At 62.1% G+C, this 18831-nt stretch carries 17 protein-coding genes and 1 pseudogene; 15 read left to right on the forward strand and 3 right to left on the reverse strand.

Going from position 1 to position 18831, the window contains the following annotated elements:
• Positions 1-79: 79 nt before the first annotated feature.
• A complete protein-coding gene (locus ACMYSP_RS23210; RefSeq protein ID WP_434584399.1) occupies positions 80-886 on the reverse strand; it encodes a DNA-binding transcriptional regulator in 807 nt (268 codons plus the stop codon).
• A 189-nt stretch (positions 887-1075) separates the two neighbouring features.
• Here ACMYSP_RS23210 and ACMYSP_RS23215 point away from each other — a divergent pair, with 189 nt between their 5' ends.
• The 8 genes from ACMYSP_RS23215 to ACMYSP_RS23250 all read left to right on the forward strand — a co-directional run bounded on the left by ACMYSP_RS23215 (position 1076) and on the right by ACMYSP_RS23250 (position 9463).
• Positions 1076-2740: a bifunctional 3-(3-hydroxy-phenyl)propionate/3-hydroxycinnamic acid hydroxylase gene (locus tag ACMYSP_RS23215; protein ID WP_434584400.1), complete on the forward strand. Its 1665-nt coding sequence runs from the start codon at positions 1076-1078 to the stop codon at positions 2738-2740.
• Position 2741: 1 nt separating this feature from the next.
• Positions 2742-3686, forward strand: a complete 945-nt coding sequence (mhpB, locus tag ACMYSP_RS23220; RefSeq protein WP_434584401.1) for a 2,3-dihydroxyphenylpropionate/2,3-dihydroxicinnamic acid 1,2-dioxygenase — start codon at positions 2742-2744, stop codon at positions 3684-3686.
• A gap of 17 nt (positions 3687-3703) precedes the next feature.
• Positions 3704-4570, forward strand: coding sequence for a 2-hydroxy-6-oxonona-2,4-dienedioate hydrolase (gene mhpC / locus ACMYSP_RS23225; RefSeq protein ID WP_434584402.1), 867 nt, complete (start codon positions 3704-3706; stop codon positions 4568-4570).
• Between the two features lie 9 nt (positions 4571-4579).
• Positions 4580-5395: a 2-keto-4-pentenoate hydratase gene (mhpD, locus tag ACMYSP_RS23230; RefSeq protein ID WP_434584404.1), complete on the forward strand. Its 816-nt coding sequence runs from the start codon at positions 4580-4582 to the stop codon at positions 5393-5395.
• On the forward strand, positions 5392-6342 hold the full coding sequence (gene mhpF, locus ACMYSP_RS23235) for an acetaldehyde dehydrogenase (RefSeq protein ID WP_434584405.1): 951 nt from the start codon (positions 5392-5394) through the stop codon (positions 6340-6342). Before mhpD ends, mhpF begins: the two co-directional genes overlap by 4 nt.
• A complete protein-coding gene (gene mhpE, locus ACMYSP_RS23240; protein WP_434584406.1) occupies positions 6339-7355 on the forward strand; it encodes a 4-hydroxy-2-oxovalerate aldolase in 1017 nt (338 codons plus the stop codon). Before mhpF ends, mhpE begins: the two co-directional genes overlap by 4 nt.
• Positions 7356-7426: 71 nt before the next feature.
• Positions 7427-8623, forward strand: a complete 1197-nt coding sequence (mhpT, locus tag ACMYSP_RS23245; protein ID WP_434584407.1) for a 3-(3-hydroxy-phenyl)propionate transporter MhpT — start codon at positions 7427-7429, stop codon at positions 8621-8623.
• Positions 8624-8737: 114 nt separating this feature from the next.
• Complete coding sequence (locus ACMYSP_RS23250; protein WP_434584409.1) at positions 8738-9463, forward strand: polyphenol oxidase family protein; 726 nt, start codon at positions 8738-8740, stop codon at positions 9461-9463.
• A 16-nt stretch (positions 9464-9479) separates the two neighbouring features.
• Here ACMYSP_RS23250 and ACMYSP_RS23255 read toward each other — a convergent pair whose 3' ends face one another.
• Both ACMYSP_RS23255 and ACMYSP_RS23260 read right to left on the reverse strand, forming a co-directional pair.
• Complete coding sequence (locus tag ACMYSP_RS23255; RefSeq protein ID WP_434584410.1) at positions 9480-11060, reverse strand: rhodanese homology domain-containing protein; 1581 nt, start codon at positions 11058-11060, stop codon at positions 9480-9482.
• Between the two features lies 1 nt (position 11061).
• On the reverse strand, positions 11062-11658 hold the full coding sequence (locus ACMYSP_RS23260; RefSeq protein ID WP_434584412.1) for a cysteine dioxygenase: 597 nt from the start codon (positions 11656-11658) through the stop codon (positions 11062-11064).
• Between the two features lie 107 nt (positions 11659-11765).
• On the opposite strand from ACMYSP_RS23260, the gene ACMYSP_RS23265 reads away from it, so the two are divergent.
• From ACMYSP_RS23265 to ACMYSP_RS23295, 7 genes and pseudogenes are all read left to right on the forward strand, one after another.
• Positions 11766-12659, forward strand: coding sequence for a LysR family transcriptional regulator (locus tag ACMYSP_RS23265; RefSeq protein WP_434584414.1), 894 nt, complete (start codon positions 11766-11768; stop codon positions 12657-12659).
• Between the two features lie 144 nt (positions 12660-12803).
• Positions 12804-13890, forward strand: a pseudogene (locus ACMYSP_RS23270) (LLM class flavin-dependent oxidoreductase); the annotation flags it as partial.
• Position 13891: 1 nt separating this feature from the next.
• Positions 13892-15046, forward strand: a complete 1155-nt coding sequence (locus ACMYSP_RS23275; RefSeq protein ID WP_434587274.1) for an acyl-CoA dehydrogenase family protein — start codon at positions 13892-13894, stop codon at positions 15044-15046.
• Between the two features lie 14 nt (positions 15047-15060).
• Positions 15061-16035: an ABC transporter substrate-binding protein gene (locus ACMYSP_RS23280; protein ID WP_434584415.1), complete on the forward strand. Its 975-nt coding sequence runs from the start codon at positions 15061-15063 to the stop codon at positions 16033-16035.
• The gene (locus ACMYSP_RS23285; protein WP_434584417.1) at positions 16032-17069 is read left to right on the forward strand and encodes an ABC transporter substrate-binding protein; all 1038 of its coding nucleotides are present in this window, start codon (positions 16032-16034) and stop codon (positions 17067-17069) included. Before ACMYSP_RS23280 ends, ACMYSP_RS23285 begins: the two co-directional genes overlap by 4 nt.
• Positions 17050-18045, forward strand: coding sequence for an ABC transporter permease (locus ACMYSP_RS23290; RefSeq protein ID WP_434584418.1), 996 nt, complete (start codon positions 17050-17052; stop codon positions 18043-18045). The genes ACMYSP_RS23285 and ACMYSP_RS23290 overlap by 20 nt, the downstream gene beginning before the upstream one ends.
• Positions 18039-18827: an ABC transporter ATP-binding protein gene (locus tag ACMYSP_RS23295; RefSeq protein WP_434584419.1), complete on the forward strand. Its 789-nt coding sequence runs from the start codon at positions 18039-18041 to the stop codon at positions 18825-18827. The genes ACMYSP_RS23290 and ACMYSP_RS23295 overlap by 7 nt, the downstream gene beginning before the upstream one ends.
• The last annotated feature ends 4 nt before the right edge of the window (positions 18828-18831 follow it).

Below are 18831 nucleotides of genomic sequence, written 5' to 3' on the forward strand. Positions count from 1 at the left end.
GAAGAATCGCTGTGTATTAAAATATATAGCGATGAAGGAAGCAATTTTTTAGCGACCGATATAGCCGTTCAGAACAACTTTACTCGTAAAAAACCTCTTCTTCGGCCATTCGCGCCTCAATCTGGTTGGCGACGTTTTGCAGCGGCATGAGATATTTCTGAGCGGCCTGTTCGATGGTCATCGCTTTGGCCATATACACCAGGTTCAGGCAGCCAATCACCCGTTGCTGAAGGCGGATCGGCACGGCGATGGAGGCGATTTTCTCCTCCTGTTGCCAGCCGCGAAAGTTCTCGCCGTAGCCGTTGAGGCGCGTGCGTTCGAGGATTGCGGCCAGCCTGGCCGGCTCCCGCGCCAGCTGGTACTCCGCTTCCGGACGGGCCGCAAGCAGCTCGATCATCGCCTGACGTTCGTGATCCGGTGCGAAGGCCAGCCAGGTTAATCCCGAGGCGGTCAGCAGCAGCGGCAGGCGGCGCCCGACCATCGCCCGGTGGAAGGAGAGGCGGCTAAAACGGTGGGTGGTTTCGCGCACCACCATCGCGTCGACGTCCAGCGTGGTGATGTCCGTCGGCCACAAGACTTCCCGCAGCAGCTCACCCAGCAGGGGCGTCGCGAGGGCAGAAATCCAATGCTCGTCACGAAATCCCTCACTCAACTGGCGGATTTTGATGGTTAAACGGAAGCTGTCATCCGAGCGGCTGCGCCGGACATAACCCTCCTCCTGAAGCGTCTCCAGCAGCCGTCTGACGGTGGTGCGATGCAGGCCGCTAAACTCCGCCAGGGTGCCGACCGTGGCCCCTCCGTCGAATTTATTTAACAAATTTAATAACAATAACCCGCGGGTCAAACCGCGCACCGTTTTGTAATCTGCTGCGCTATTTTCTCGCATAATACCTCGATAAATATCTATGCAAACAACGTTGTGCACCTGGTGCACATCAGGCGATGTTTTGATTGTAGCGCAAATCTCCCTGCCTATACTGGCCTCACTATAAAAATACATTCACATCTGATTAACAAATTGTGCCGCGCCAGGTCTCCGGCGCAGGGCACTTTGTCTGAGTCGTGAGGTTCTGAAATGACAACATCAAATCCGGATATTCAACCCGCTGTACAGCACTCTGCCCAGGTGGTCATCGCCGGCGCGGGTCCGGTTGGGCTGATGATAGCCAACTACCTTGGCCAGATGGGGGTCAGCGTGTTGGTGGTCGAAAAGCTCGACAAGCTGATTGATTACCCGCGCGCCATCGGTATTGATGACGAATCGCTGCGGGCGATGCAGGGCATCGGGCTGGTGGAGAACGTGCTGCCGCATACCACCCCGTGGCACGCGATGCGTTTTCTGACGCCGAAAGGTCGCTGCTTCGCCGATATTCAGCCGATGACCGACGAGTTTGGCTGGCCGCGCCGTAACGCCTTTATTCAACCGCAGGTTGATGCGGTGATGTACGAAGGGCTGCAACGCTTTCCCCACGTGCGCTGCCTGTTTTCCCGTGAAGTCGAAGCCTTCAGCCAGTCGGCGCAGGCGGTGACCTTAAATCTGAAAGGGCCGGAAGGCGAGCGCGAAACGGTTCAGGCCGACTGGCTGGTGGCCTGCGACGGCGGCGGAAGCCTGATTCGCCGCAGCTTAAATATCCCCTTTGAGGGCAAAACCGCGCCCAACCAGTGGATCGTCATTGATATTGCTAATGACCCGCTGGCGACGCCGCACGTCTATCTGTGCTGCGACCCGGTACGCCCGTATGTCTCGGCGGCGTTGCCGCACGGCGTGCGCCGCTTCGAATTTATGGTGATGCCGGGCGAAACCGAAGCACAGCTAAGCGAACCACAGAATATGCGCAACTTGCTGAGCAAAGTGCTGCCGGACCCGGACAACGTCGAACTGATCCGCCAGCGCGTCTACACCCATAACGCCCGTATTGCCGAACGCTTCCGGGTGGACCGTATCCTGCTGGCGGGCGATGCCGCGCACATCATGCCGGTGTGGCAGGGGCAGGGTTACAACAGCGGGATGCGCGATGCCTTTAACCTCGCCTGGAAACTGGCGCTGGTGGTCAACGGCAAGGCGGGGAGCGGCTTACTCGACAGCTATCAGCAGGAGCGACGCGACCATGCCAAAGCGATGATTGACCTCTCGGTCACCGCCGGCAACGTGCTGGCGCCGCCTAAACGCTGGCATGGCACCCTGCGCGATGGGATCAGCTGGCTTCTGAATTACGTTCCGCCGGTGAAGCGTTACTTCCTTGAAATGCGCTTTAAGCCGATGCCGCAGTACCGCGATGGCGCGTTGCTGACGGAAGGCGCAAGCCAGACCTCGCCGGTGGGAAAAATGTTCATCCAACCAAAAGTGACGCTGGAAGACGGCACGGTCACCTTGCTGGATGAGGTGCTCGGCGCCCGTTTCGCGATTATCGCCTGGGGCTGTAACCCGCAGTGGGGGCTCAATCGCGAGCAGATCGCCCAGTGGCATGCGGTCGGCGTGCGCTTTATTCAGGTGGTGCCGGATGTCCAGATACACCGCCAGCAGGATAATTTCGCCGGAGTGCTGCGCGTCGGCGACACGCAAAACCGCCTGAAAAGCTGGTTTGCTGAATACGACACCGCCATCGCGGTGGTGCGGCCAGACCGTTTCGTGGCGACGGTAGCAATCCCGCAAACCCTCGGCGGCAAGCTGGACCGTCTGGCAAGCAAAATGAGTCTGGCGCCCGTCGGTGACGCCAGCGTTATCAACAAGGTAGCCTGATATGAATGCCTATTTGCACTGTCTCTCTCACACCCCGTTGGTGGGTTATGTTGACCCGGAACCGGCGGTACTCGACGAAGTGAACGGCGTGATCGCCGCAGCCCGGGCGCGGATCGCCGCGTTCAACCCTGAACTGGTGGTGCTGTTTGCACCCGATCACTACAACGGCTTTTTCTACGATGTGATGCCGCCGTTTTGCTTAGGGGTAGGCGCGACCTCCATTGGAGATTTCTCCAGCGCCAGCGGGACCTTACCGGTACCGGCTGCGCTGGCGGAAGCCTGTGCGCATTCCGTGATGAAAAGCGGCATAGACCTGGCGGTCTCCTACTGCATGCAGGTGGATCACGGTTTCGCACAGCCGCTGGAATTCCTGCTGGGCGGCCTCGATAACGTGCCGGTGCTGCCGGTGTTTATTAACGGTGTCGCCACGCCGCTGCCGGGTTTCCAGCGTACCCGCATGATGGGCGAGGCGATGGGGCAGTTCCTCACCACCCTTAACAAACGGGTGCTGATTCTGGGGTCGGGCGGCCTGTCGCATCAGCCGCCGGTGCCGGAGCTGGCGAAGGCCGATGCCCATATGCGCGATCGTCTGCTGGGCAGCGGCAGGCAGCTGCCGCCGGAAGAGCGCGAACGGCGCCAGCATCGGGTGATCAGCGCCGCGAAGCAGTTCGTTGACGACCAGAACTCGCTCTATCCGCTGAACCCGGTCTGGGATAACCGCTTTATGAGCCTGCTGGAGCAGGGACGACTGACGGAGCTGGATGCCGTCAGCAATGACGAACTGTCGGCGATGGCCGGTAAATCAACTCACGAAATTAAAACCTGGGTGGCGGCCTTCGCGGCGCTGTCCGCGTTTGGCGACTGGCGCTGCGAAGGGCGCTACTACCGGCCAATACCGGAATGGATTGCTGGATTTGGCTCACTGAGCGCCACCCCCCGGAACTGAATCATCAGGAGAGAAATATGACTTATCAACCGCAGACCGAAGCCGCAACCAGCCGTTTTCTGACCGTCGAAGAAGCCGGAAATACGCTGCGCGTTCACTTTAACGACTGTGGCCACGGCGCTGAAACCGTGGTGCTGCTGCACGGTTCCGGACCGGGCGCCACCGGCTGGGCCAACTTTAGCCGCAATATCGACCCGCTGGTGGCCGCAGGCTACCGCGTGCTGCTGCTGGACTGCCCCGGTTGGGGGAAAAGCGACACAATCGTCAATACCGGCTCCCGCTCCGACCTCAACGCGCGGATCCTCAAGCAGGTTGTCGATCAGCTGGGGATCGACAAGGTCCATCTGCTGGGGAACTCGATGGGCGGACACAGCGCGGTGGCCTTCACCCTGAGCTGGCCGGAGCGCGTTGGCAAACTGGTGCTGATGGGCGGCGGAACCGGCGGCATGAGCCTGTTTACGCCGATGCCGACTGAAGGGATCAAGCTTCTGAACGCGCTCTATCGCGAACCGACTATCGAAAACCTGAAGCGCATGATGAGCATTTTCGTCTTCGACACCCGCGATCTGACCGAGGCGTTGTTTGAAGCACGGCTGAACAACATGCTGTCGCGCCGGGATCACCTCGACAGCTTTGTGAAAAGCCTCGAGGCCAACCCGAAACAGTTCCCGGATTTTGGTCCGCGGCTGGGCGAGATTGCCGCTCAGACCCTGATCGTCTGGGGCCGCAACGATCGCTTCGTCCCGATGGATGCCGGCCTGCGCCTGCTCTCCGGGATCAACGCTTCCGAACTGCATATCTACCGCGACTGCGGCCACTGGGCGCAGTGGGAACACGCCGACAGTTTCAACCAGCTGGTGCTGGATTTCCTGGCGCGCCAATAAGGAGCCGCAATGAGCACATTTTCTCTCGAACAACTGGCGCAACAACTGCGCGATGCCGAGACCCACGGCCAGGCCATTGAGCCGCTGCGCGAACTGATTGGTGTAGATAATGCCGACGCCGCCTACGCCATCCAGCGTCTCAACGTTCAGCACCACGTCGCCCACGGGCGGCGGATCGTCGGGCGCAAAGTGGGCCTGACCCACCCGAAAGTGCAGCAGCAGCTGGGGGTCGATCAGCCCGACTTCGGCACGCTGTTTGCTGATATGTGTTATGGCGATAACGCCCTGGTGCCGTTTTCCCGGGTGCTCCAGCCGAAGGTGGAGGCAGAAATTGCGCTGGTGCTGAAACAGGATTTGCCCCACGTCGATACCACCTTCGATGAGCTGTATGCCGCCATTGAGTGGGTGCTTCCGGCGTTGGAAGTGGTCGGCAGCCGGATCCGCGACTGGTCGATAGGCTTTGTCGATACCGTGGCGGATAACGCCTCCTGCGGCCTGTATGTCCTCGGCGGTCCGGCCCGGCATCCGGCGGGACTGGATCTGAAAAACTGCACCATGAGCCTGACCCGTAATCAGGAAGAGGTCTCGCGCGGACTCGGCAGTGAATGCCTTGGCCATCCGCTGAATGCCGCGGTGTGGCTGGCGCGCAAAATGGCCACTCTTGGGGAGCCGTTGCGCGCCGGCGATATCGTGCTGACCGGGGCGCTGGGGCCGATGGTGGCAATTAACGAAGGCGATCGCTTCGAGGCGCACATTGCAGGTATTGGTTCGGTTGCCGCCAGTTTTGTGGCGACCGACGCGGTAGATAAAGGAGAGGTGGCATGAGTAAACGTAAAGTGGCGATCGTCGGTTCCGGAAATATCGGTACCGACCTGATGATTAAGATCCTGCGTCACGGGCAGCACCTCGAGATGGCGGTGATGGTCGGTATCGACCCGCAATCTGACGGCCTGGCGCGGGCCCGCCGGATGGGCGTCGCGACCACCCACGAAGGTGTGGGCGGGTTAATGCAGATGGCGGAATTCGCCGATATCGATTTTGTCTTTGATGCCACCAGCGCCGGCGCGCACATCAAAAACGACGCCGCGCTGCGCGAGGCGAAACCGGGGATCCGCTGTATTGACCTGACCCCGGCGGCAATCGGCCCGTACTGTGTGCCGGTGGTTAACCTGGCGGACAACCTCGACCAGCACAACGTCAATATGGTGACCTGTGGCGGGCAGGCCACGATTCCGATGGTGGCGGCGGTCTCACGGGTGGCGAAGGTCCACTATGCGGAAATTATCGCCTCCATCGCCAGTAAATCGGCGGGGCCGGGCACCCGCGCCAACATCGACGAATTTACCGAAACCACCTCCCAGGCGATTGAACAAGTCGGCGGGGCGGCGAAGGGCAAGGCGATTATCGTCCTCAACCCGGCAGAGCCGCCGCTGATGATGCGCGACACGGTGTACGTCCTCAGCGAGGCCGCATCACAGGACGCGATCGAAGCATCCATCAACGACATGGCGGCGGCAGTGCAGGCTTATGTGCCGGGCTACCGCCTGAAGCAACGGGTGCAGTTTGAGGTGATTGCGGCAGACAACCCGGTCAACCTGCCGGGTATCGGCCGCTTCTCGGGCTTGAAAACCGCGGTCTATCTGGAAGTCGAAGGGGCCGCCCACTACCTGCCATCTTACGCCGGCAACCTCGATATTATGACCTCGGCGGCGCTGGCAACGGCGGAGAAAATGGCCCAGTCAATGAACGACGCGGCGGGAGAAAACGCATGAACGGTAAGAAACTTTATATCTCGGACGTGACCTTACGCGACGGGATGCACGCCATCCGGCACCAATATTCGCTGGATAACGTACGCCAGATCGCCCGTGCGCTGGACCAGGCCGGCGTTGACTCTATCGAAGTGGCCCACGGCGATGGCCTGCAAGGGTCGAGCTTTAACTACGGCTTCGGTGCTCATAGCGATATTGCATGGATTGAGGCGGCGGCGGAATCGGTATCACAGGCCAAAATCGCCACGCTGCTGTTGCCGGGGATCGGCACTCTGCACGATCTGAAACAGGCTTATCAGGCAGGGGCGCGGGTGGTGCGCGTCGCGACCCACTGCACCGAAGCGGATGTCTCCGCACAGCATATCGCCTTTGCCCGCGAGCTGGGGATGGACACCGTCGGCTTTTTGATGATGAGCCACATGACCAGCGCGGAACAGCTGGCGCAGCAGGCGAAAAAGATGGAGTCCTACGGCGCCACCTGTATCTACGTCGTCGATTCCGGCGGGGCGATGAACATGAACGACATCCGCGATCGCTTCCGCGCGCTGAAGGCGGAGCTGAAACCGGAAACCCTGACCGGGATCCACGCGCACCATAACCTGAGCCTCGGGGTGGCGAACTCGCTGGCCGCAGTGGAAGAGGGTTGCGATCGTATCGACGCCAGCCTCGCCGGGATGGGGGCCGGTGCCGGGAACGCGCCGTTGGAGGTGTTTATCGCCGCGGCGGACAAGCTCGGCTGGGATCACGGTACCGATCTGTACGCCCTGATGAACGCCGCCGATGAGCTGGTGCGACCGCTGCAGGATCGTCCGGTTCGGGTCGATCGCGAAACCCTGGCGCTGGGTTACGCCGGCGTCTACTCCAGTTTCCTGCGCCATAGCGAAGTGGCCGCGGCGCGTTACGGCCTCAGCGCGGTGGATATTCTCGTTGAGTTGGGTAAACGCCGGATGGTAGGCGGCCAGGAAGATATGATCGTCGATGTGGCGCTGGATCTGCTGAACCGCGCGAAATAAAACAACAGGCGGCTGGCAACGTATCAGCCGCGATTCACCTGCTCTGTTACCCCTATCGCACAGGTACTTTTATGACCACAACGACCTCTGGATCGGCTTCACGCCTGGTGTTAACCATCGGGCTCTGTTTTATGGTGGCTTTGATGGAGGGGCTGGACTTGCAGGCCGCCGGGATTGCCGCCGTCGGTATGGCCCAGGCGTTCGCGCTGGATAAAATGCAGATGGGCTGGATTTTCAGCGCCGGGATCCTCGGCCTGCTGCCCGGCGCGCTGGTGGGCGGGATGCTCGCTGACCGCCATGGACGCAAGCGGGTACTGATTATCTCGGTGATGCTGTTTGGCCTGTTCTCCATTGCTACCGCGCTGGCGTGGAGCTTCCCGACGCTGCTGCTGGCCCGTCTGATGACCGGCGTAGGGCTGGGGGCGGCGCTGCCGAACCTCATCGCCTTAACCTCTGAAGCCGCCGGGCCGCGTTTTCGTGGGACCGCCGTGAGCCTGATGTACTGCGGCGTGCCGATTGGCGCCGCGCTGGCGGCGGCGCTGGGCTTCTCGGGGCTGGCGTCAGCCTGGCAGACGGTATTTTGGGTCGGCGGTGTTGTGCCGCTGCTGTTGGTACCGATGCTGATGCGCTGGCTGCCGGAGTCCGCCGTTTTTCACACCGGCGTGCAACCGGCGCCGCTGCGCACGTTGCTGGCACCCGGCAACGCCTCGGCGACATTGCTGTTGTGGTTGTGCTATTTCTTCACCCTGCTGGTGGTCTACATGCTGATCAACTGGCTGCCGATGCTGCTGGTTGAACAGGGATTCAGCGGCAGTCAGGCGGCTGGCGTGATGTTTGTGCTGCAGCTGGGGGCGGCCTGCGGCACCTTGCTGCTGGGGGCGTTGATGGACAAGCTCAGCCCGCTACTGATGTCGCTGCTTATCTATAGCGGCATGCTGGCGTCGCTGCTGGCGCTCGGCAGCGCATCCACCCTGACCGCGATGCTTGCCTCCGGTTTTGTCGCCGGGCTGTTTGCCACCGGGGGACAAAGCGTGCTGTACGCGCTGGCCCCGCTGTTTTATCGCACTGAAATTCGTGCCACCGGCGTCGGCACGGCGGTGGCGGTCGGAAGGCTGGGGGCGATGAGCGGCCCGCTGCTGGCGGGGAAAATGCTGGCCTTAGGGACCGGCACCGTGGGGGTGATGGCCGCTTCGGCGCCGGGGATCCTGCTGGCGGGGGTGGCGGTATTCTGGCTGATGAACCGCCAACGGCGTCAGTCGCTCGCCTGATGAATCCACCCGGCCTGGCACCTGTTGCCGGGCCGGCATGGCCCGGTTTGCGTCTTGCGTTGCGGCAGACTTTGACCTAGGGTAAATCATCCTCCATCGATACGTTCTGCCACCATGTCCTTTCACTCCCGTTTACTGAGCGATATTCCCGGCATTCGCTATGCCTTTCTTGACGTCCATGAAACCGCCGCCTTTCCCTATCACGAGATGGCGCCGGTGAAGCTGGTGCATGGCAATGTGGTGCATCACTACCAGGCGCCGCTGGCGGAACGTCCGCACGCCGATGCGGTCTTCACCGAACGCGGCGGGCAAAAGGTCGGGGTGGTGACGGCGGACTGCCTGCCGATGCTGATGGCTTCTCGCGATGGGCGCTTTGTCTGTAGCGTCCACGCCGGCTGGCGCGGTGCGGCAAACGGCATTATCGCCAATAGTCTTGCCTGCTTTGCGCAACAGGGCGTTGCGCCGGAAGAGGTGGTGGTGGCGATCGGGCCGCATATTCAGGCCTGCTGTTATGAAGTGACCCCGGATTTTTATCCGCAGCTGCTGGCGACCCCCGCCGGCGAGCTGGCCTGCCAGCACCGGGAGCGCTTATTTGCGCCGCGAGATGCGCTATCCACCGGCGCAGCACAAGCCAGGGCCACGGGGCCGGATAATCAGTGGTTCGATCTGCGAGCGTTCGGCCAGCTGCTGCTGGACCATGCCGGAGTGCCCGAGCGCAACATCGAATGGCTGGGGAGCTGTACCTACTGCACGCCGCAATCGTTGGGATCGTTCCGGCGTCGCACCCACTTCCCGGCAGAGAAAACCTTCCAGTACTCGTGGATTATGCGCGACGCCTGATGCCCGGGAGGTTGGCTTAGATCACCCGAAAGCCGTGGGTGCCGTCGCGTGCCAGCTGGTCGACGAGGCCATACTCCCACTCCAGGTAGGCCGCCATTGCTTCGCGGGGGTTATCAGTGCCCTCATAGGGCCGACGATAGCGATCGCGACGCGGGGTGGCGAGCGCGGTCTCTCCCTGTTCCAGCGGGCGTCCGGCGGCAATCCACGCGCTGGTTCCGCCGCGCAGCACCTGCACCGGTTTGCCGGTCAACGCCGCTACCTCGGTGACAGCGTAACGTGCCAGCAGGCTGCTGCCGCAGGTCAGCACGTAGCGACTGGCGGGCGGGATGGTCTCCAGCGCCTGTTTCAGCTGCGAGCGTACCAGCCAGTAAGCGCCCGGGATATGCCGCGCCACGTAGTTGGCGCTGGTGGTGAAGTCGAGCACCACCGTGCCCGGCGTCAGCAGCTGCGCCGCCAGCTGCTCGTCGTCGATCTCATCCGCCTGCGGCGCCGGCGGCACGCTGGCGGCCGGCACGCCGCGTTCGCTAAAGTGGGCGGCGCTCAGACCGTGCAGGACCGCGGTTTCCCACCCCATCTGTGCCAGCCACGAGGCGCTCATCGCGGCGCGCACGCCGTCATCATCCACTAGCACAATGCGCGCCCCGCGTACGCTGGCGTGGTGATCGGTCTCCTGCACCAGCTGGCCGCCTGGGGCGCTGAGGCTGCCCGGCAGGTGGCCATCGGCATATTCCTGCGGACTGCGGACATCGAACAGGTAGGTGGTGCGGTCCGGCTGCTGCTGCCAGCGCTGGAGCGTCGGGAGATCGATAAAGGTCACGCCGGCACGTTGTGCCAGCTGGTTAGCCTGCTGCAGACGCGCGCTTGAGGCCAGCGTTTCGTTGGCATAGCGACGCTGCTGATCGTGTTCGAGGGGCAGTCCGGCCAGGGTCCAGCCGATGGTGCCGTTACGCAGGGCGTAGACCGGGTTGCGCACGCCGGCGTTGATTAACGACTGGGCGCCGATAATGCTGCGGGTCCGGCCCGCGCAGTTGACCACGATCGGCGTCTGGGTTGAGTTCACCAGACCTTCAATGCGCAGCGCCAGTTCGCCGCCCGGCACGCTGATGCTGCCGGGAATGCTCATGGTGTGATACTCATCGAAGCGCCGGGCATCAACGATTAACAGCGGCTCCCGGGCATCGATCAGCGCGTTCAGCGCCTCGGCGGTGACCGACGGGGTATGGCGCACGCTCTCTACCAGCTCGCCAAACGCTTTACTGGCGGAGTTCACATCCTGGAACAGCTCACCGCCGCTGCGCTGCCAGCCGCTCAGGCCACCTTCCAGCAGCGTGACATCCTGATACCCCCACTCACGCAGGCGTTGGTACGCCGTTGCAGCAAGACCTTCGCCGTTATCGTAAACGGTGATCGAGGTAGTCAGGCGCGGTACCCGACGATGGATCTCCAGCTCCAGCTTGCTCAGCGGCAGATTGGCGGCGAACAGCGGGTGCGCATCGGCGAAATCGGCCTCTTCACGCACATCAATCAACGCCATTTCGGCGTGGTCGAGCAGGGCCTGGCGCACTTCAGCGGCCTGGCGATACAGATAAACGGGCATATTAATTATCCTTCGAGAAATCCCAGAGATTGGGGAGGTGGCGATTGGAGTAGCCAGAGATAAACGGTTTGACGAGACCTTCCGGGGTGTACACGGCCCGTTTCACGGCGCCGATATTGCCGCCGTAGACATGAATGCTGATGGATACCCCGTCGGCCAGCGCGTTGCTGACCCGGTGAATATCCCCGTCCTGAGCAGAGACTTTTTCTACCTCGCCGGGGGAGAGTCGCGTGGCAATCCCGTCCACCACCGGCAGCCCCGCGCCATTCAGGCGATAGCGCTGATTCTCCTCCGTGCCGCGCAGCATGCCGATGGCGCCCCAGACCCGGTGATCGTGAATCGGCGTAGATTGCCCCGGTCCCCAGACAAAGCTGACGATCGAAAAACGTTGCCCGGCGTCAGCGTACAGCAGGTACTGTTGGTAGTGGTGAGGGTGCGGCAGGCTGTACTCTTCCGGTAGCCAGTCGTCGTGTTTCACCAGCAGCGCCAGACGCTGCGCCACCGCGTCGAGCAGCGGCGAGGGAGAGGAGAACTCGCGATGCAGAGCATCAACCTCTTGAATAAAATGACGTAATTTTTCCAGTCGTGGTGCGGTCATGAGCGGTTCCTGTCAGAGGGACTGGTCATTACGCTAACAAAGGCGTTAATATTATTTAAATGCAATTTACGCATATATTAATATGCAAAAATCACATTAAGGATTCTATGCGCATCGACGACATTGACGCACTGCTGGCAACGGTCCAGTTTTCCTCCCTCAATCAGGCGGCGGACTATCTGGGGATCACCCAGTCGGCCATCACCCGTCGGCTGCAGCGTCTGGAGCAGACGCTGGACGTCACCTTGTTGGAGCGCCAGACCCGGCCGCTGACGCTGACCGCCACCGGCCACCGGGTGTATGAGCAGTGCCTGAGCATCAAGCGAGAGACCAAAAAACTGTACGGATTGCTCGACCCGGAGGCGGAGCCGCACGGTATCTTGCGCCTTGGGGTGCCGCAGAGCGTGGCGGAGATCGCCCTCCAGCCGGCGCTTCTGGCGCTGCGGCAACAGTTTCCGCAGCTGCAACCTCAGGTAACCTGCGGCTGGAGCGGGCTGCTGCAAAAGCGGCTGGAGAGCGTCGAGCTGGACGGTATGCTGGCGATGGGCCCGGCGCAGCAGACCTTTGCCGACGGCTACAGCGTGCGGCTGCTGTGCCCGCTGGATATCGTGGTGATTGCCGCGAAAAGCCTGCGCCTGCGGGCGACGGAGCTGCGGGATTGCGCGGCGCAGGGCTGGGTACTCAACCCCGACGGCTGCGGGCTGCGTGCGGGGCTAATCCGCGAACTGCAGGCCCAGGGGCTGCGGCTGCAGCTGAATGTCGAAACCGCGGGCGCCCGACTGCAAATTGGTCTTGTTGCTCAGGGGCAAGGACTCGGCCTGGTGCCGCGGGCGGCGCTGGTTGCCAGCCCGTGGCGCGATGAGGTGACGGTGCTGACGCTGGCGGATTTTCAGCCGGCGGTGTCGCTGTGGCAGGTCAACGCGCATAACCTGGTCAATCTGCAGCAGCCCTTCACTTTTTTTGCCGGGAAAGTGGCGCAGCAGCTACAGCTATCTGACTGAAAATAGTATGGAAATAAGTTAAATGCCATTTTTGCATATTAAGATATGATAAAAATGCATTTTGCTCATTGAATGCCGGTGTATAGGGTAACGACAGGTGCCGCCGAGGCGGCCAACCGTTATCCTGACACAAGGAGTTCAGTTATGAGCATTCAGTTTCTCGGCATGATTGGTCATCGCCTCTCATCCGAAACCATCGCCCCGGTCGGCCCAATCTTTGACCGCGATTATATCGTGCGCTTTGCGCAAACTCACGAAGCCGCCGGGTTCGATCGTCTGCTGGTCGGTCATTGGTCCGATCAACCTGACGGCTTTCTGGTGACCGCGCTGGCGGGCCTGTCGACGCAGAAGATTGGCTACCTGCTGGCCCACCGTCCAGGGTTTGTCTCGCCGACGGTCGCCGCCCGTAAATTTGCTACTCTCGAACACCTGCTTGGCGGTCGCCTGGCGGTGCATATCATCAGCGGCGGTAACGATGCCGAACAGCGCCGGGACGGCGACTATCTGGATCACGACCAGCGCTACGCCCGAACCGATGCCTTCCTCGATACGGTGCGTCAAATCTGGACCGCCGAGCAGCCCGTGGATATTGCCAACGACTATTATCAGGCGCAGCAGGCGTGGTCGGCGATCCGCCCACTGCAGAAGCCGCATCTGCCCATCTATTTTGGCGGTTCCTCTGAGGCCGCGATTCGGGTGGCCGGCAAGCACGCCAACGTCTTTGCCCTGTGGGGCGAGTCGTTAGCGCAGACGCAGGAGACGATCCGCCGGGTACGGGCCGAAGCGGCCAGCCACCAGCGCGAGATTGATTTTAGCGTCTCTTTCCGGCCGATCGTCGCCGATACCGAAGCCGAGGCCTGGGAGAAAGCCGAACACATTTTGCACGTGGCGACCCAGCAGGCGGCTCAGTCGGGCAACGGCTTTAAAGCCAAACCTGACAGCGTGGGGGCGCAACGTCTGCGCGCCACCGCGGCCCAGGGCAATGTCGTGGATACGCGACTGTGGACCGGGATCGCCAAACTGGTCGGCGGCGGGCATAACTCGACGGCGCTGGTCGGCACCCCGGAACAGGTCGCCGACGCGCTGCTGGAGTACTACGACCTTGGGGTTCGCAACTTCCTGATCCGCGGTTTCGACCCTCTCAATGATGCCCAGCAATATGGCAAAGCGTTGCTGCCGATTACCCGGGAGAAAGCTGCACAGCGCGCCCTGCAGGAGCGCGCATCGTGACCATTGCAGGCCAATCGTCAGCGCAGCCGACGAGCTGCTGGGCGCAGCAGCTGACCACCATTCGCCAGCAGATAGCGGAGCAGGCGGCGGCCCTTGACCACAGCGGCGACTTTCCCGCAGGGCCGCTGGCACAGCTTCAGCAGGCCGGCTTTCTGAGTCTCGCGACGCCGGTGCAGTACGGCGGAGCGGGCGCCGATTTACCGCGTCTTCAGCAGGCGATCGCCGCTATCGCGTGGGGCGAACCGGCAACCGCGTTGATCGTCTGCATGCAGTATATCCACCATCTGCGACTGGCGGAAAACGACGGCTGGGCGGAACCGTTGCGCCGCCAGGTCTATCGTGATGCGGTGGAACAGGGAGGGCTTATCAACAGCCTGCGGGTTGAGCCGGAGCTGGGCTCGCCGGCGCGCGGCGGATTGCCGCAGACGGTCGCTGAACGCACCGCCGACGGCTGGCGGCTGAACGGACACAAACTGTATACCACCGGCATTGAAGGGCTGAGCTGGCTGGCAATCTGGGCGCGTAGCGACGATGCCGAGCCGCTGGTTGGCACCTGGCTGGTTCCGCGAAATAGTGACGGTGTCACTATTATCAAAAGCTGGGACCATGCCGGCATGCGGGCCACCGGTAGCCACGAAGTGGTGCTGAAAGATGTGGTGATCCCCCGGGACCATGCGGTGGATATCTGGCCGCTAAGCGCACCGCCCGCCACGGATGCCGAAAGCGTGCGACGTTTTGCCAACCGCCAGACCGCCTTACTGGCGGCCATCTATGACAGCGTGGCCCACGCGGCGCGCGACTGGCTGCTGGGGTGGCTGCGTTCGCGCACGCCGGCCAATCTCGGAAAGCCGCTCTCCACATTGCCGAGAGTACAGGAAAAGGTCGGCCAGATAGAGAGCTGGTTACTGACCAACCGCTGCCTGCTTCAGCAAGCGGCCGGACTGGCATTTTCCACCAGCGACGCCGGCCTGGCGAAGGTCACCATCACTGAAAACGCCATTCAGGCGGTCGCGCTGGCGCTGGAACTGACCGGTAATCATGGTCTGAGTCGGCAGCATCCTCTGGAACGTCACTATCGCAACGTGCTGTGCGCACGCGTGCATACGCCGCAGAACGACAGCGCATGGCTGGCGGCAGGTCAACACGCTTTTCACTAATAAGGATAATGTCTATGGGCAAACCCACTCTCACCCGAATCGCCGGGGCATTGATGCTGCTGGCGCTCAGCGGCTATGTGACGGCGCAGGAGCGCATCACCTTGCGGATCGCCGACCAGAAAGGCGGCATGCGCTCGCAGCTTGAAGCGGCCAATGCGCTGCAAAACCTCAACTATGACATCAAATGGGCCGAATTCCCGGCCGCCGCGCCGCTGGCGGAAGCCCTCAATGCCGGCGCGGTGGATGCCGGGATTATTGGCGATGCGCCGCTGCTGTTCGCCCTGGCCAACGGGGCGCCGGTAAAAGCCATTGCCGTGGATAAAAGCAACCCGGCAGGCACCGCCGTGCTGGTGTCTCCCGGTAGCCCGCTGAAGGACGCCGCGGATTTAAAAGGCAAGCGGATCGCCACCGGCAAAGGGTCGATTGGCCACTTTGTGGCGTTGAAAGCGTTGCAGCAGGCCGGGATTTCGCCGAAGGACGTGCAGTGGGTCTTCCTCGGTCCGGTGGATGCCAAGGTGGCGCTCCTTAACGGGTCGGTGGACGCCTGGGCGACCTGGGAGCCCTATACCACCCAGTTGGTGAAAACCGCCGAGGGGCAGATTCTGGTGAGTGGCAAAGGGCTGCTGCCGGGCAATACCTTCCTGGCGGCTACCGATGAGAGCTTAAAGGACCCGGCGAAGCGGGCGGCGCTACAGGATTATCTGACCCGTCTGGCAGGAGCGGAACGCTGGGCGTACGCCAACCTCGACAGCTATGGCAAAACGCTCGGCGAGATTATTCGTTTCCCGCCGGAGATTGCCCGGGCGCAGTTTGCCAACCGCCAGTCGCAGTGGCAGCGTCTGGACTCCCGCACCGTGGAACAGCAGCAGGCGACCGCCGATTTTTACCAGGCCAACGGCCTGATCCGCACAAAGCTCGACGTCAGCCCGACGTTTGACCTGACGTTTACGCTGCCGGACGTTCCCGCCGCCCAGGAGGCCACACCATGAGCCAGCACCTTCTTTCCCGTCGTCGTTTTTTACAACTGACCGGCGGCAGCGCGCTGGCCGCGGCGGCGTGGCCGCTGTGGGCGCATGATATGGCGGCGATGGCTGACAGCGGTGAAAATCTCGCGCTGCGGCTGCCCCAGCCTTATAAGCTGAAGCTGGCGATCAACAAGAGTGCGGTGTGTCTCGCCCCGGTGGCGGTTGCCGAACAGCAAAAATTCTTCAGCAAATACAATCTGGACGTGGAGTTCGTCAACTTTGGCAACTCGACCGACGTCCTGCTGGAGGCGATTGCTACGGGTAAAGCCGATGCCGGGGTCGGGATGGCGCTGCGCTGGCTGAAGGCGCTGGAGCAAGGGTTTGACGTCAAGCTGACCGCCGGAACCCACGGTGGCTGCCTGAATCTGCTAACCGCCAAAAACTCGACGTTCAGCGGCCTTGCGAGCCTGAAGGGGCAGACCATCGGCGTCACGGATATGGCCGGCCCGGATAAAAACTTTTTCGCTATTTTGCTTAAGCGCCACGGCATTGACCCGATCAGCGACGTGCAGTGGAAAGTCTATCCGGCGGATCTGCTCAGTATTGCGCTGGATAAACAGGAGATCGCCGCCATCAGCGGTAGCGAACCGTTCAGCTATCGTCTGCTGCAAAGCGGCAAATATCAGCTGATTGCCAGCAACATGACCGGCGATTACGCCAACCTCAGTTGCTGCGTGCTAGGGGTGAGTGGGGCGCTGGCTCGCGATCGCCGGCCGGTGGCTGCGGCGCTGACCCAGGCGATCCTCGAAGCGCACAGCTACGCGGCGGCCCATCCTGAAAGCGTGGCACAGTCGTTTATGGCCCATGCCTTAAATACCGATGAAGCCGAAGTGTCGGGGATTATTCACGGCCAGGGCCATGGACATCACGCGGTCGGAGAGGCTTTTGTCAACGAATTGACCCAGTACGTCACCGACCTGCAACGGGTGCAGGTGATCAAACCGGGGACCGATCCTCATCAGTTTGCGGAGAGTATCTATGCCAACGTATTCGCCTGAACGGCGGCTGCCGCTGGCCGGGGCGCGTTATCCTCAATGGGGTGAAGGATGGCTGGCCGCCGCGCTGTGGCTGGCGGCAGGCGGCTTTACCCTCGCCTGGCCGGATGCCGGGCGGCGCTGGCCCTACAGCGAGACCTGGGCGCTGATGCAGTTCAGCCTCGCTGGCGGGTTGCTGGTGCTGGCGTTGAGCTATCGCTACTGGCACCAGCGGGGCGCTCGTCTTCTGCATGCCGGTAAATGGTTGGCGCTACTGCCGTTGCTGTTTGTCCTGTGGGAGTGGTTGACGGCCAAAACAACGATTCTGCCGGTGCCGTTTTTTGCGCCGCCGCAAGCGCTGATTGGCGTGCTGGTGGAGGACTGGTCGCGTCTGCTGGACAGCCTGCTGCACTCGCTGGGGCTGTTGAGCCTTGGCGTTCTGCTCGGCACCACCTGCGGTTTTATCAGCGGGCTGGCGATTGGCTGGTCTCAGCGGATTGGCTACTGGCTGCATCCAGTGTTGCGCCTGCTGGGGCCGGTTCCGTCTACTGCGCTGCTGCCGCTGTGCCTGTTTATTTTTCCCTCAAGCTTTGGCGCCAGCGTCTTCCTGATTGCCCTCAGCACCTGGTTTCCGGTCACCGTGCTGACCTGGTCGGGGGTGGTGAGCATCGATAAAGCCTGGTATGACGTGGCGCGGACGCTGGGGGCCAGCCAGCGCTTTCTGATCTTACGGGTGGCGATCCCTGCGGCGTTGCCGAACGTCTTCGTCGGGCTGTTTATGGGGCTGGGGGCATCGTTTTCGGTGCTGATTGTCGCCGAAATGGTGGGGGTGAAAGCGGGAATTGGGTTCTATCTACAGTGGGCGCAGGGCTGGGCCGCCTATCCCAATATGTACGCCGCGCTGCTGGTGATGGCCTTGTTATGTTCAAGCCTGATCAGCGGCCTCTTTCTGGTACGCGACCGGCTGCTGAAATGGCAGCGAGGAGGAATGAAATGGTAGCGCTGGCACAGACCCGTATCGCGGCAGCATCAGGAGCGGCGGTTGAGATCCAGCATCTGCAACATGCTTTTGCCCTCGGCAACGCGCCGGTACCGGTGCTGCAAAATATTAGCCTGCAGCTGCGTGCCGGGGAGAGCGTGGCGCTGCTCGGGCCTTCGGGCTGCGGGAAATCCACGTTGCTGCGGCTGCTGGCGGGGCTGGAGCCGTTGCAGGAAGGGCAGATCCGCATCGATAACGCCCCGATGCCCGGACCGGGACCGGAGCGGATTCTGGTGTTTCAGGACCCGACGCTCTACCCGTGGCTGACGGTGCGGCAAAACGTCCTGCTCGGGCCGCAGGCGCAGGGGAAGAAGGGCTGGGAAGCCCGGGCCGATGCGCTCATTACCCGCATCGGGTTGCAGGCCTTCAGCGAGGCATGGCCGCGACAGCTCTCCGGTGGCATGGCCCAGCGCGCGGCACTGGCGCGGGCGCTGCTCAACGAGCCTCGTCTGCTGCTGCTGGATGAGCCGCTCGGCAAGCTGGACTCGTTGACCCGCATCAGCATGCAACGTGAGCTGATTGGGCTGTGGCAGCAGCAGGGTTATACCAGCCTGCTGGTGACCCACGACATCGAAGAGGCGCTGTTGCTGTGTGAACGGGTGCTGGTGATGTCGCCGCGCCCGGGACGAATCATTGCGGAATTCACGCTGCCGCTGGCGTTTCCACGCCATCGTGACAACCCGCAACTGCTGGAATACCGGCAGAGTATTTTGCGTATTCTCGGGCAGGAGGAGGACTGGTAGCGTC

The sequence above is a fragment of the Klebsiella sp. R390 genome, assembly GCF_051131745.1.
GTDB lineage: Bacteria > Pseudomonadota > Gammaproteobacteria > Enterobacterales > Enterobacteriaceae > Klebsiella.

Bases quoted from the DNA above. Each gene is read 5' to 3' on its own strand.
- mhpB (WP_434584401.1), top strand. From the start codon at position 2,742: ATGAATGCCTATTTGCACTGTCTCTCTCACACCCCGTTGGTGGGTTAT.
- ACMYSP_RS23265 (WP_434584414.1), top strand. From the start codon at position 11,766: ATGCGCATCGACGACATTGACGCACTGCTGGCAACGGTCCAGTTTTCC.
- ACMYSP_RS23290 (WP_434584418.1), top strand. From the start codon at position 17,050: ATGCCAACGTATTCGCCTGAACGGCGGCTGCCGCTGGCCGGGGCGCGT.
- ACMYSP_RS23295 (WP_434584419.1), top strand. From the start codon at position 18,039: ATGGTAGCGCTGGCACAGACCCGTATCGCGGCAGCATCAGGAGCGGCG.
- ACMYSP_RS23255 (WP_434584410.1), bottom strand. From the start codon at position 11,060: ATGCCCGTTTATCTGTATCGCCAGGCCGCTGAAGTGCGCCAGGCCCTG.
- mhpF (WP_434584405.1), top strand. From the start codon at position 5,392: ATGAGTAAACGTAAAGTGGCGATCGTCGGTTCCGGAAATATCGGTACC.
- mhpT (WP_434584407.1), top strand. From the start codon at position 7,427: ATGACCACAACGACCTCTGGATCGGCTTCACGCCTGGTGTTAACCATC.
- ACMYSP_RS23260 (WP_434584412.1), bottom strand. From the start codon at position 11,658: ATGACCGCACCACGACTGGAAAAATTACGTCATTTTATTCAAGAGGTT.
- ACMYSP_RS23285 (WP_434584417.1), top strand. From the start codon at position 16,032: ATGAGCCAGCACCTTCTTTCCCGTCGTCGTTTTTTACAACTGACCGGC.
- mhpD (WP_434584404.1), top strand. From the start codon at position 4,580: ATGAGCACATTTTCTCTCGAACAACTGGCGCAACAACTGCGCGATGCC.
- ACMYSP_RS23210 (WP_434584399.1), bottom strand. From the start codon at position 886: ATGCGAGAAAATAGCGCAGCAGATTACAAAACGGTGCGCGGTTTGACC.
- mhpC (WP_434584402.1), top strand. From the start codon at position 3,704: ATGACTTATCAACCGCAGACCGAAGCCGCAACCAGCCGTTTTCTGACC.
- mhpE (WP_434584406.1), top strand. From the start codon at position 6,339: ATGAACGGTAAGAAACTTTATATCTCGGACGTGACCTTACGCGACGGG.
- ACMYSP_RS23215 (WP_434584400.1), top strand. From the start codon at position 1,076: ATGACAACATCAAATCCGGATATTCAACCCGCTGTACAGCACTCTGCC.
- ACMYSP_RS23250 (WP_434584409.1), top strand. From the start codon at position 8,738: ATGTCCTTTCACTCCCGTTTACTGAGCGATATTCCCGGCATTCGCTAT.
- ACMYSP_RS23280 (WP_434584415.1), top strand. From the start codon at position 15,061: ATGGGCAAACCCACTCTCACCCGAATCGCCGGGGCATTGATGCTGCTG.